Origin of the sequence: Bradyrhizobium sp., from assembly GCF_019242285.1 — a bacterium.
Classification (GTDB): Bacteria; Pseudomonadota; Alphaproteobacteria; order Rhizobiales; family Xanthobacteraceae; genus Bradyrhizobium.
This window is the reverse complement of record NZ_JAFAVV010000458.1, coordinates 1-12187: the sequence shown is the minus strand read 5'-3', so window position 1 is coordinate 12187 and position 12187 is coordinate 1. Positions and strand designations below refer to the sequence as shown.

10 protein-coding genes and 1 pseudogene are annotated in these 12187 nt (G+C 66.7%); 6 read left to right on the top strand and 5 right to left on the bottom strand.

Features of this window, described 5'->3' with window-relative positions:
• The 5 genes and pseudogenes from JOY90_RS18030 to JOY90_RS18010 all read left to right on the top strand — a co-directional run.
• A pseudogene (locus JOY90_RS18030) lies at nt 1–154 on the top strand (ABC transporter permease); the annotation flags it as partial.
• Complete coding sequence (locus tag JOY90_RS18025; protein ID WP_291692471.1) at nt 151–1794, top strand: ABC transporter ATP-binding protein; 1644 nt, start codon at nt 151–153, stop codon at nt 1792–1794. The pseudogene JOY90_RS18030 and the gene JOY90_RS18025, both read left to right, overlap by 4 nt.
• Nucleotides 1795–1953: 159 nt before the next feature.
• A complete protein-coding gene (locus JOY90_RS18020) occupies nt 1954–2763 on the top strand; it encodes a hypothetical protein (RefSeq protein ID WP_291692470.1) in 810 nt (269 codons plus the stop codon).
• Between the two features lie 795 nt (nt 2764–3558).
• On the top strand, nt 3559–4497 hold the full coding sequence (locus tag JOY90_RS18015; protein ID WP_291692469.1) for a 2-dehydro-3-deoxygalactonokinase: 939 nt from the start codon (nt 3559–3561) through the stop codon (nt 4495–4497).
• Entirely contained in the window at nt 4494–5138 is a 645-nt protein-coding gene (locus JOY90_RS18010; protein WP_291692468.1) for a 2-dehydro-3-deoxy-6-phosphogalactonate aldolase, read from the top strand. Before JOY90_RS18015 ends, JOY90_RS18010 begins: the two co-directional genes overlap by 4 nt.
• Before the next feature lie 7 nt (nt 5139–5145).
• Here JOY90_RS18010 and JOY90_RS18005 read toward each other — a convergent pair whose 3' ends face one another.
• From JOY90_RS18005 to JOY90_RS17985, 5 genes are all read right to left on the bottom strand, one after another.
• The gene (locus tag JOY90_RS18005) at nt 5146–7551 is read right to left on the bottom strand and encodes a TonB-dependent receptor (protein ID WP_291692467.1); all 2406 of its coding nucleotides are present in this window, start codon (nt 7549–7551) and stop codon (nt 5146–5148) included.
• Between the two features lie 149 nt (nt 7552–7700).
• On the bottom strand, nt 7701–8609 hold the full coding sequence (locus JOY90_RS18000) for an energy transducer TonB (protein WP_367276963.1): 909 nt from the start codon (nt 8607–8609) through the stop codon (nt 7701–7703).
• Between the two features lie 5 nt (nt 8610–8614).
• The gene (gene exbD / locus JOY90_RS17995) at nt 8615–9040 is read right to left on the bottom strand and encodes a TonB system transport protein ExbD (protein WP_291692465.1); all 426 of its coding nucleotides are present in this window, start codon (nt 9038–9040) and stop codon (nt 8615–8617) included.
• A gap of 4 nt (nt 9041–9044) precedes the next feature.
• Nucleotides 9045–9767 (bottom strand): tonB-system energizer ExbB, encoded by a 723-nt coding sequence (exbB, locus tag JOY90_RS17990; RefSeq protein WP_367276962.1) that lies wholly within the window; start codon nt 9765–9767, stop codon nt 9045–9047.
• A gap of 375 nt (nt 9768–10142) precedes the next feature.
• The gene (locus tag JOY90_RS17985; RefSeq protein ID WP_291692463.1) at nt 10143–10649 is read right to left on the bottom strand and encodes an Lrp/AsnC family transcriptional regulator; all 507 of its coding nucleotides are present in this window, start codon (nt 10647–10649) and stop codon (nt 10143–10145) included.
• Between the two features lie 234 nt (nt 10650–10883).
• On the opposite strand from JOY90_RS17985, the gene ald reads away from it, so the two are divergent.
• Nucleotides 10884–11996, top strand: coding sequence for an alanine dehydrogenase (gene ald, locus JOY90_RS17980; RefSeq protein ID WP_291692462.1), 1113 nt, complete (start codon nt 10884–10886; stop codon nt 11994–11996).
• Nucleotides 11997–12187: the final 191 nt, after the last annotated feature.

The window sequence follows — 12187 nt, the reverse complement described above, 5'->3', positions numbered from 1 at the left end:
GGGCATCATGGTCGCCGAAGGCGCGCGCTTCATCTCGACCGGGCGCTGGTGGCTGGTGACCTTTCCCGGGCTCGCCCTGATGCTGAGCGTGCTCTGCTTCAACCTGCTCGGCGACGGCCTGCGCGACATTCTCGATCCCCGGATGCGCACATGAGCGGTCCGCTGCTGGAGATCGAGGACCTGCACGTCACCTTCTCGACGCGCCGCGGGCTGGTCGAAGCGGTGCGCGGTGTTTCGCTCTCGTTGCAGCCGGGCGAGATGCTCGGCCTGGTCGGCGAAAGCGGCTCCGGCAAGTCGGTGACCGGCTTTGCCGTCACCGGGCTGCTCGACCGCGCGGGCCGCGTCGCCGGCGGTCGCATCTGCTTCAAGGGCCAGGACATCACCAGGGCGTCGGCCGGAGACTTGCGCAGCCTGCACGGCGCCGCGATGGCGATGATCTTCCAGAACCCGCGCGCGGCGCTCAATCCGATCCGCAGCGTCGGCCAGCAGATCGCCGACGCCATTCTGGCGCACCGGCGCATCTCGCGGCAGGAGGCGCGCGCCGAGGCGCTGAAATTGTTGCGCGCCGTGCAGATCCGCGATCCCGAGCGGCGCATGAATGCCTATCCGCACGAGCTCTCGGGCGGGATGTGCCAGCGCGCCATGATCGCGATCGCGATCTCCTGCGGTCCCGAGCTCCTGATCGCCGACGAGCCGACCACCGGTCTCGACGTCACCACCCAGAAGGTGGTGATGGACCTGCTCGCAGGAATAGCCGCCGAGCGCGGCATGGCGACGATCCTGATCACCCATGATCTCGGGCTTGCCGCGCGCTATTGCCGCCGCATCGTGGTGATGGAGCAGGGGCGGCTGGTCGAGGAAGCCGATCCGCCGACGCTGTTTCACGCGCCGCGACATCCCTACACCAGGCGGCTGGTCGCGGCCTCGCCGACCGCGAGCTCGCGGATCGAGGACCTGGTGCCTGACGGCGAGGCGCTGCCGCAGCTTGCCGAGCTGCCGCCGCCGGCGCCGGGTACGCCGCCGCTCCTCGACGTGCACAGCATCGCCAAGCGGTTCGATGATGGCGCGGCCGCCGTCGCCGATTTTTCCATAATCATGCGCGCCGGCGAGAGCGTCGGCCTGGTCGGAGAGTCCGGCTCGGGCAAGAGCACGACCTCGCGCATGATCTGCCGCCTCATCGATCCGAGCGCCGGGGAAATCCTGTTCGACGGCGAGTCGATCTCGAAGATTCCGGCGCGCGATTTCCATCGCTCGCCGTTCCGCAAGGACATCCAGATCGTCTTCCAGGACCCGAACGACAGCCTCAACCCGCGCTTCACCGCCTTCGACTGCATCGCACATCCGCTGTTGCGGTTGATGGGGATGCGCGCCGGCGACGCGTTGCGCCGCCGCGTCGAGGCGTGCGCCGATCGCGTCGGGCTGCCGCGGGAATTGTTGCCGCGCTTTCCGCACCAGCTTTCCGGCGGCCAGAAGGCGCGCGTCGGCATTGCCCGCGCCATCGCCTGCCGGCCGCGGCTGCTCGTGCTCGACGAGCCCACCGCCGCGCTCGACGTCTCGGTGCAGGCGGTGGTGCTGCAACTGCTCGACCGGCTGCGCCGCGAGGACCATCTCGCCTTGCTGTTCGTGAGCCATGACCTCAACGTGGTGCGCATGATGTGCGACCGCACCATCGTGCTGCGCACCGGCGTCATCGTCGAGCAGGGTGAGAGCCGGACGCTGTTCGATCATCCGCGGACCGACTACACCCGAGAGCTGGTCGAGGCCGTGCCGCAGGTCTCACGGTCGGCTCCGTAGCCCGGATGAGCGCAGCGAAATCCGGGAGATGTGTCCCCGCATGTCGCTTCGCTCATGCGGGCTACGGTTGCTGGACGATGACGGCGCGGCTTTGCCATATAATCGCTGCGATCGTTTTTGACGCTGCCTCGGCTCGCTTCGTATTCCCTGGAGATCCCGGTGGCCGGCTTGTCGTTGACGAGCCCATTCAGCTTCAGTACGCCGTGCGGGCGTCAGATCATCTTCGACATATTTCAGGGCGAGTACCAGTCCGGTTCGGTCCATACGGAGCCCGTCAGGATCGGGAGCGATGGAATTGGCTCGGTCGAGCACTGGGAATTCCTTCTCAGGCGCGGTGCCGAAACGCGTGCGTTCCATCTGGTGGGTGCGCGCCTGCCGGCCGCCCCCGGACATATCGTGACCATCGTATCGGCTGCGGAGGATGAGGCCGGATCGAAGCGCGCCGCGCGTCTCGAATGGATGAAGTGGGCGGCGCTGGCCTGCATCCTGGGCAGCTTCATCGTCATGTTCGCAGCGAGCGCCGGCACCGGCGTTCTCATGCTGCTGTTCGGCGTGATCGCCCTGTTTGCCCTGCCGCGCGCCAGGTGGTTTCTGAAGCGTCATGGTCCGTATGTGCTGGCCAAGAACCACAGTACCAACGAGCGATTCCTGCTGCCGCTGGCGCAGAGGGTTCGCCTGATCGTCGGCCGCACGTGGCTGCAATCCGTGCTCATCATGGTGATGATCGTCGACATGGCCATCGGACTGCTGGTGCTGGCTGCCGCCGCGTTCGAGAACGCGACTGCCGACGTCCGCATCGTCACCGTGGCCCTGGCGCTCGTCCTGCTGCTGCCGGGCCTGCTGATTGCCGGCTGGCTTTGGCGCGGGACCCGGCATTTGCAGATGCTGTTCGATGAAGAGCTCGTCAGGATCGAAAATGCGGCAGACCGCGCCGACGCTGCGCGAAGGGCGCAGGCCAAGTCTTCATAGAGCGTTTTCGAGCGAAGTGGATACCGGTTTCGCGTGAAGAAAACACGTCAAAACAAAGGAGCTAGAGCTTCCGTTCCGATTCCAGCGGAACGGAAAAAGCTCTGGAGCGGTCAGCAGACGGGCCGTGTTCCAACACGCCGAGGCGAATCAGTGGAGTGGACGCCGGTGTGCGCCTGCTCATCCGTCGTCCGAGCCGAAAACCCGCCTGCGCCGGCCGGGCAAATTCGTAAGCGGACTCAAGCCGGTTGGTGCTGTCCAGATCTTCCGGCGAAAATATTTCTGTTTTCATGTTTTCCGAAATGAACTAAATCATCCGCCGTCTCGCCGCCACAAGAGGGGCGCTTCGCGATCGTCACGAACGTTGGCGGCGGGATGCGGTGGACGCCTCGGTGCGCGAGACGAGCGCGCTCGAGGCGGACGGCGAAAGCGTGTGGTCCTGGTCCCCCGACGCTGGGATCAAGCGCGCAGGTGATGATCCTGCGCTCGATGGTGGCAAGAAAGCCCGGTCACCAGGGAGAGCACGCCATAAGCGTTAACACCACCGCGCAGGGAAGGCCGGGTATTCTCGGCTGAGCCTGTGGTTCCTACCCCGTGCTTTCCTGTTGCACGGGGGCCATGGGCACCAGCCGGTGCCCGGTCTTCCCTGCGCCCTCTTGCTTTTCGAGGGTGATCGTTCGCACAACCTGGGCGCGAATAGCGTTGCGGGAACGCACGCCTCTGCCTTCAATTTGCGCTATTGTCTCTTGCAGCCGAAGAAGCGAAGCAGGAAGTTTCGGTAACGAGGAGAGCCATGGGATGACTGGCGACGTCCGCGAGCCCGGCCCCGCCTTCGTCGCGGTCGATTGGGGCACCAGCAGCTTTCGCGGCTGGCTGATGGCGGCCGATGGCACGGTGCTGGCGGAGAGCCGTGGCGGCGAAGGCATGCTGCATTGTGCGGGTAGCGGCTTTGCGCCGGTGTTGCATCATCATCTCGAAAGGCTCGGCGCCTCGGACAAATTACCTGTGCTGATCTGCGGCATGGCCGGGGCGCGGCAAGGCTGGGCCGAGACACCCTATCTGAAGACACCGACGCGGCTCGATGCGCTGCATGAGGGCGCGATCCGCCTCGATACGCCCGGCGACGTCCGCATCCTGCCGGGCATCGCGCAGGCGCGCGCCGACCAGCCTGACGTCATGCGAGGCGAGGAAACGCAGCTGCTCGGCGTCACCGAGCCCGGCTTCACCGGCCTCGTCTGCATTCCCGGCACCCACAGCAAATGGATCAGGATCGAAGCCGGCGCCGTCGTCGCATTCTCCACCTACATGACCGGTGAATTGTTCGCCGTGATCTCCCAGCATAGCATCCTGACGCACGCGGTCGAGGTGGCAGGGTCGCTTGCTGAAGATGGCGCGCCGTTTCGCGAAGCCCTTATGGCCTCACGGGCGGCGCCGTCAGGATTGACCGCGGCGCTGTTCCGGCTGCGCGCGGCGCAACTGCTCGGCTTCGAGCAGCGCGCCGACGGCGCGGCGCGGCTGTCCGGTCTGTTGATCGGAAGCGAGATCGCCGATGCCGCGCAGCGTTTCGGCGCGCAGCTTCCGCTGCGCCTGATCGGCACCGGCGCGCTCGGCCGGCTCTACCAGGCGGCGCTGGCCGCATCCGGCTTTGAGGTCGACACCATCGATGCCGAGCAGGCATCGCGTCGCGGCCTTGCCAAGGCCGCCGTCCAGATCTGGGGAGCGGAGTCCCGAACATGACACAGCAAATCCCTCTGCAAATTCCTTGGCCGAAGCTGAAGCGTTCGCTCGTCGCCATCCTGCGCGGGGTGACGCCGGACGAAGCGGAAGGCATCGTCGCGGCGCTGATCGAAAGCGGCTTCGAGCTGATCGAGGTGCCATTGAATTCGCCCGAGCCGTTCGTGTCGATCGAACGGCTGTGCAAGCGTTTCGGCACCGATGGCCTGATCGGTGCGGGCACTGTGCTCAGCACGGCAGATTGTGCGCGGGTGGCCGACGTGGGTGGCCGGCTGATGGTCAGCCCCAATGTCGACGCCGACGTGCTGGCGATGGCGCAGGCGCGGGGGATGGTGACCATGCCCGGCGTGTTCTCGCCGACCGAGGCGCTGCTGGCGCTGCGCTGTGGCGCATCCGCGCTGAAATTCTTTCCGGCATCGGTGCTCGGCCCGTCCGGCATTGCCGCGCAGCTCGCCGTGCTGCCGGAGGATGTCGTCGTCGGGGCGGTCGGCGGCGTGTCGGACAAGAACCTCGCCGCCTATGTCGCCGCGGGCATCCGCGCCTTCGGGCTTGGCTCGAGCCTCTATCGCCCGGGAATGACCGCGGAGGAGGTACGCGCGACGGCGCGGGCCTCGGTCCGCGCGTATGACCTCGCCACCGGCTGATCCGATCTCAGAACGTCGCCTTCACGCCGGCGTAGATCGCAAAAGGCTTGCCGGGCAGGAAGGTGCGGGGGTCGTTGAACGTCATCAGGTTGGCGCCGCCGGGCGTCGAATTGTTGAAGCCGCCGGCGTTGAAGAACGTGCCGGCCGCGTAATAGCGCTGGTTGAACAGGTTCTGGATCAGCCCGAATACCTCGACGTTCTTGGTCACCTGGTAGGAGCTGTGCATGTTGACGGTCCAGTAGGCCGGCACCTTCGGATTGAGGTTGGAGTCGTCGTGGATCAGGTACTGGCTGCCGACATAGTTCAGGTCGGCGCCGATCTTCCAGGAATCGGTGGCGGCGTATTCGGCGCCGAGCTTGACGCGATGCGCCGGGATTCCCGGAATGTGGTCGCCGGGGGTGACGAAGATGTTGGCCGCACCGGTGACGGGATCGATCGTGGCCATCGGGTTGTTCGGCGACGACAGCGTCAGGGCGGTCTGATAGGTCGCGTCGACGAAGGTGTAGTTGGCGTAGGCGGTCCAGCGGTTCCAGCTCAGATCGACCTTGGCCTCGACGCCCTGCCTGAGCGTGGTGCCGGCATTCTGGAAGAAGCCGAAATTCGGCACTACGGCACTGGCGATGCTGATGATGTCGTCGGTGTTCTCGGTGCGGAACAGACTGACGCCCCAGCGCAGCTTCCAGCCGTTGTCGACCGTGCTGGCCGGCGCCTTGCGCGGCAGGTCGGCCGCGTAGGCGCCACCGCCCGAGACTTCGCCGCGCAATCCGCCCTCGATGGTGTGCGACACCACCTGTTTCAGCGGCGGATCGGCGATCAGGAAGTTGTCGATCTGGCAAGGCCTCGCGGGGTCGGCGCAGCCGAGCTCGAGCGGCGTTGGCGCGCGGTTCGCTTCCGAGTAGCCGGCATAGGCGCTGATGCTGGGCGCGATCTTGTAGGTCAGGCCGATCACCGGATTGAAACGCTGGAACTGGTTGCTGCTCGTCAGCAACGGATTGGTGCCGGTCTGGTCCTGCAGATTGATCTGGGCGAGGTTGAAGCGGCCGCCCGCGGTCAGGGAGAGCTGCGAGGTGATGTCGAACGTGTCGGTCGCGTAGATGCCGAGATAGGTGTTGCGGGTGGCGAGGTTGACCGGGCTCAGGTCGGCGAGCGGCTGATCGATGAAGATGCCGGTGCCGGTGACGAAGAAATTCTGGTCGATGGTGCCGAGCTCGGACGAGGTCGTGAACTTCGTACTGCCATGATCGACGCTGGTGCCGACGACGAAATGGTTGTCGTGCCCGAACCACTGGCTGGTGCTGGTCGCCTGCACCGAGCCGCCGTAGCTGTTGGTGCTGGTCTGGTTGCGGTCGATCTCGCCGAGCGCCAGGTTGCCCGCAAGCGTGTTGGCGATCGGCATGTTCTGGTTGATCGCCGTCATGCCGTCGCCGATGCAGAGCTGGCCGGCGAGCGGCCCGCCGGCGTCGCAGGCCTGGGCATCGGTGCCGTTGCCGTCGAAATGGGAGGCGCGATAGCCGCGGAAATAGGCGTTGGCCTGGACCGAGAACGTGTCGGTCGGCGTCCACTTCCCGTTCGCCTGCAGGAAGGCGAGTTGCAGATGCGTGGTCTGCGGCCAGGTGTAGACGCTCGACCAGCGCTGGTTCAAAAGCTCCACGGGCGTCGCGACGACGGCGCCGAGCTTGTTGTCGGCGCCGGTGAAGGAGACGTGGAATTCGGTCTGGTCGCCGCGGACGCCGACATCGGCATACATGCGCCGGATCTGCGAGGACGACGAGGAGTCGCGCCAGCCCCTGTCATAGGTGCTGTCGGCCGCGACATAGGCGGACCAGTTGTCCTTCTGGTAGCCGGACTGCGCGCCGCCGGTGATCCGTCCGTAGGAGCCGCCGAACAGCTCGGCCTCGGTGCCCTGATAGTTGAAGCCGTTCTTCATGTCGACCGACAGCGCGCCGCCGATGGCGTTGAGCCCGAACAGCGGATTGTTCGGCATCAAGGTCATGCGCGCGATCGCCATCTCCGGGATCAGGTCCCAGTTCACGACGTCGCCGAAGGCTTCGTTGATGCGGGTGCCGTTCTGGTAGACGGCGAGACCCTGCACGGTCCCCGGCACCGGCGAGGCGGTGAAGCCGCGATAGTCGAGATTGCGCTGGAAGGCGTTGCCGGACTGGTCGCTCAGGGAGACGCCGGGAAGGGACTGTACCATGCCGTCCAGCAGCGACGGTGCCTTGGTGTGGTCGAGGTCGGCGGCCCCGATGCTCTGCACGTTGGACGGAACCTTGTCCTTGTCGATCTCGGCGCCCGGCACTGGCGCGACACCCACGACCTCGACGGTGGGCAGGGCCTCCTGCGCCAGAGTGGCTTCAGGAACCACCACACAAGTCAGTAGCAGCGCGCGCTTCAGCGCTTTCAGCCAGGTCAACACGTCCCCCAAACTCACCTTCGACCGCGCCGATCGAACGAAATTATTCTTACATGGAGACAGTGCTAGTGAGGTGGCTCATTCGCCGCAACCAGGATTTTTCTCCGGCAAGGAGGGACATTTTCCCGATGGCGGCGAGATGCGCGCGCTCACCGCGGGTGCAGGTGCAAGGGGACCGTCAGCGCGATCTGTGCTTGGGTCATGCCGGCGGGAAAAGGCGGGAACGGCTGCGCCCGCTCGATGACGGACATCGCGGCGCTGTCGAGCGCCGGCGAGCCGGAGCTGCCGGCGAGGCGGCGCGAGACCACGCGCCCGTTGCGGGCAACGGTGAAGTTGACCTGAGCCGTGCCGCTGTCCCGGTTGCCGTTGGTCGCATAGCTGGCAGCGCTTCGGATTCGCGACAGCACCTCGCTCTTCCAGGTGGCCGCGGCTTCTCTCGATCCTGCGCTTTCCGCACCGGGATTGGGCGCGAGCGCGATGCGCGTCGGCTTGCTCCCCGGCGCAGCCGCAGGTTTTGCTTGTGCCTCCTTGCGCTTCTCCGCCTTCTCCTTTTCCTCATGAGCCGGTTTGCGCTCCGCCTTCTCCGGCCCGGCGACCGGCTTCTTGGATTCCGGAGTTGTCTCGGCGGGTTTGGGGGGCGGAGGTGGCGCGACGGTGAGCTGATCGGTGGACGGCGGCTCTGCCGCCGGCTCTTGCGCTGTGAGCGCGACAGGCGGAGGCGGTTCGGGCTGCGGCACGGGCTCCGCCTTCACCGGCGGCACGGGCTCCGCAAGCGCCTGCTGGGATACGATCGGCTCCTCCTTTGGCGGCTCGATCGCGGACCGCTCGACCGGCGGCACCGGCTCGGCCGGCAAGGCTTCAGGCGCGGCGGGGGCGGGCTTGCTCTCGGCCGGCATGAAGGCGACGTCGATCACCGGCGCCTCGGCGCGTCCCTCCGGCGCGGGCCTGAGCAGCAGGTAGGTCACTGCAAGCCCGATATGGAGGACTGCTACGAACAGCGCGGCAAAGGTCCACAGCGCCGTCTCTCTCGGCTCCGGCGCGAACGGATCGGCCGTCATCACGCTCACGGCGTGCTCCGCATCTCGAGCGCCACCAGTGCGACTTTCGTGTATCCGGCGTTGCGCAGCGCGTTCATCAGCGCCATGACCTCGCCATATGGCAGCGCCTGGTCGGCGCGCAGCAGCACCCGCTGCGTGTGGTCGGCGCCGGTCGCCGCATCGAGTGCCGCGGCAAGGTCGTCACGCGCCACCGTTTCATCGTCGACCGCGAGCGAATGGTCGGCCTTGAAGGTCACGAAGATCGGCTTGTCTTGCCGCGGTGCCGGCTCGACGGACGCCGATGGCAGATTGACCGGGACGTCGACGGTCGCCAAAGGCGCCGCGACCATGAAGATGATGAGCAGCACCAGCATGACGTCGATGAACGGCGTCACATTGATCTCGTGCGTCTCCACGAATTCGTCGTCGCGCCTGGCGAGCTTGATCGCCATCGGCCTACTCCGCGGGATTCGCGATCGACAGCGACGGCGCGTCGGCCGCGCGCAGATTGCGGCGGGTCTCGATCGGCATGGACTGTCGGTCGAGATCGCGGCTCAAGAGACGCAGGATCGCGACCGAGGAGTCGGCGAGGGCTGCGCGATAGCTGCCGGTGGCGCGCGCGAACGCGTTGTAGATCACGACCGCGGGGATGGCGGCGGCAAGGCCGAAGGCGGTCGCAAGCAGTGCCTCCGCGATGCCGGGCGCGACCACCGCGAGGTTCGTGGTGTGGGCGCGCGAGATGCCGATGAAGCTGTTCATGATGCCCCAGACCGTGCCGAACAGTCCGACGAACGGCGCGACCGCGCCGACCGTCGCCAGCACGCCCATGCCGCGCCCGATGCGGTGGACGGCGGCAGCCTCGACCCGTTCGAACTGCCAGGCGACGCGCTCCTTGATGCCGTCGGCGGGAAGGCCGCGCGATTTCTCGACCTCGTCATCGGCCACCGCAAGCAGGCGGCCGACCGCGCTGCTCTGTTCGCCGATCTGCCTGATCGCATCCAGCAGTGCGCGGGCGGAAAGGATCGTGCTCAACGCATTGCGGGCGGCGCGGCGCGCCGTCCGCAACTGGATGGTCTTGACCAGGAGCACGGTCCAGGTCGCGACCGATGCCAGCGCGAGCCCGATCATCACCGCCTTCACGACCATGTCGGCCTGCATGAACATGCTCCAGGGCGACATCGCGTCGGGCAGCGGGATCAGCGGGCCGGCCCGGTCGGCAAGGGGAACGCTGGACGCTTCGTCGGCCAGAGCGCCGAAGGCGGGAAGGCACGCCGCGACCGTCAGCAGGATACGCGCGCAAGATGTCGAGAAGCTTGCTCGTTCGAACGATCTCGCCTGTCGTTCTTGTGCCTCACGCATGACGTTCCTCCGAATATGGTTCGGCCCCGAAATCCAGCGAAAGCCGATATGCGCCTTCAGGCGTTCTGTCGGGCAAAGTGCAGCTTGTTTGAAGCGGCTTCAAGGCTCGCACGTGCGGGAATTGTTCCCGGGATGGCCGGGAAGATGTCCCTTTCACGCAAACGCCCCGAGGTTTCGAGCGAGGGCGCGCGACCTCTACGGAATCGCCGAGCCGTTCCGCGACCTGCGCGGCAGATCGCCGAAGATCACGTTGGGCACCGCGCGGTTGACCACCTCGCGCAGCGCGAAGCTCGACTGCACCCGCGCGACGCGCGGCAGGCGCGACAGCTCGGTGCGATGGATGCGCTCGAAGTCCTCGATGTCCCTGGCCATCACGATCAGGATGTAGTCATCGGTGCCGGACATCAGGAAGCAGCGGACCACGGACGGGCATTTCACCACGGCGTCCTCGAAGGTCCTGAGCGCCTCGTCGCTCTGGCTGTCGAGTGCGATCCTGACCAGCACCGTGGTGCCGAGGCCGAACCGCGACAGATCGAGGGTCGCCTGGTAACCCTTGATGTAGCCGTTCTCCTCCAGGGTCTTCTGCCGCCGCGCCAGCGCGGTCGAGGACAGCCCGACCCGGCCCGAGAGCTCGGTGTGGCTCGCGCGGGCATTGGTGGTGAGCTCCGCGAGAATGGCGATATCGATTCGGTCGAGGGACAAGGGGGCGGTTTCCAGGGGAATCAGTCCGCGGGGTCATGCAAGCGGCGTGCCCGCAAACTAGCGGAAATGCCCAAGGAAACCAAACGGATGTTCGCGGTTACGCCGCTTTCTGTGCGCAAGACGCGCAAATTGCGCAGGCTTCCTGCGTCCGGCCGCCTTCCGCCTCGTCACTTTGCAGGAAACCAAAGGTGCGCCGATGGTATCTTCCGGCCGCAATTCGAAGGAGATCGCAGCATGCGGGTCGGTGTTCCCAAGGAGATCAAGACGCACGAATACCGCGTCGGGCTGACGCCGAGCGCGGTCCGCGAATATGTGGCGGCCGGCCACGGCGTTCTGGTGGAGACGGGGGCCGGGGCCGGCATCGGCGCTGCCGACGACCTCTATCGCAAGGCGGGTGCTGAGATCGCCGGCACCGCTTCGGAGGTGTTTGCCGCGAGCGAGATGATCGTCAAGGTCAAGGAGCCGCAGCCGTCGGAATGGACGCAATTGCGGGAAGGCCAGATCCTCTTCACCTATCTGCATCTCGCGCCCGATCCGGAGCAGGCGAAGGGCCTGATGAAGTCGGGCTGCACCGCGGTCGCCTACGAAACCGTCACCGATGCCCATGGCGGGCTGCCGCTGCTCGCGCCCATGAGCGAGGTCGCGGGTCGGCTCGCGATCGAAGCCGCCGGCTCCGCGCTGAAGCGCCACGCCGGTGGCCGCGGGCTGCTGATCGGCGGCGTACCCGGCGTTCCGCCCGCCCGCATCGTGGTGATCGGCGGCGGCGTGGTCGGCACCCATGCGGCGCGCATGGCGGCCGGTCTGGGCGCCGAGGTGACGATCCTCGACCGTTCGATCCCGCGCCTGCGCGAGCTCGATGAACTGTTCGCAGGGCGCGCACGCACCCGCTTCTCGACCATGGATGCGGTCGAGGAGGAGGTGTTTGCCGCCGATGTTGTGATCGGCGCGGTGCTGGTGCCGGGCGCGAGCGCGCCCAAGCTGGTCAGCCGCGCGATGCTCGGCTCGATGCGCAAGGGCTCGGTGATCGTGGACGTCGCGATCGACCAGGGCGGCTGCTTCGAGACTTCGAGGCCGACCACGCATGCCGAGCCGACCTATGAGGTCGACGGCGTCATTCACTATTGCGTCGCCAACATGCCCGGCGCCGTGCCGCTCACCTCGAGCCAGGCGCTCAACAACGCCACGCTGCCGTTCGGCCTCGCGCTCGCCAACAAGGGGTTTGCCGCCGTGCTGGAAAATCCGCATCTGCGCGCGGGCCTCAACGTCCACCGCGGCCGGCTGACCTACAAGGCGGTGGCCGAGAGCCTGGGGCTGCCGTTTTCCCCGATCGAGAAGGTCGCCGCGTGATCCGCGGGCGGCCTGATCCCCGAAGTCCCTCATGGGACGTTTCCTCCCTGGACTTGGGCCACTCTCCGGAGTGGCCCTTTTTCTTTTTGGCGCCATCCCTGCCGGATGCAGGCTGCGCTGATCTGGTTCACCCGAGTACAAGTTCCCGAACAACGCCAAGGTGCTCGACGCGCCCGGGCGCACGGTCTCGC

Excerpts from the sequence above, each read along its gene's own strand:
- JOY90_RS18025 (WP_291692471.1), top strand. The coding sequence starts at position 151 with ATGAGCGGTCCGCTGCTGGAGATCGAGGACCTGCACGTCACCTTCTCG.
- JOY90_RS18015 (WP_291692469.1), top strand. The coding sequence starts at position 3,559 with ATGACTGGCGACGTCCGCGAGCCCGGCCCCGCCTTCGTCGCGGTCGAT.
- JOY90_RS18010 (WP_291692468.1), top strand. The coding sequence starts at position 4,494 with ATGACACAGCAAATCCCTCTGCAAATTCCTTGGCCGAAGCTGAAGCGT.
- JOY90_RS18000 (WP_367276963.1), bottom strand. The coding sequence starts at position 8,609 with ATGACGGCCGATCCGTTCGCGCCGGAGCCGAGAGAGACGGCGCTGTGG.
- exbD (WP_291692465.1), bottom strand. The coding sequence starts at position 9,040 with ATGGCGATCAAGCTCGCCAGGCGCGACGACGAATTCGTGGAGACGCAC.
- exbB (WP_367276962.1), bottom strand. The coding sequence starts at position 9,767 with ATGTCGCCCTGGAGCATGTTCATGCAGGCCGACATGGTCGTGAAGGCG.
- ald (WP_291692462.1), top strand. The coding sequence starts at position 10,884 with ATGCGGGTCGGTGTTCCCAAGGAGATCAAGACGCACGAATACCGCGTC.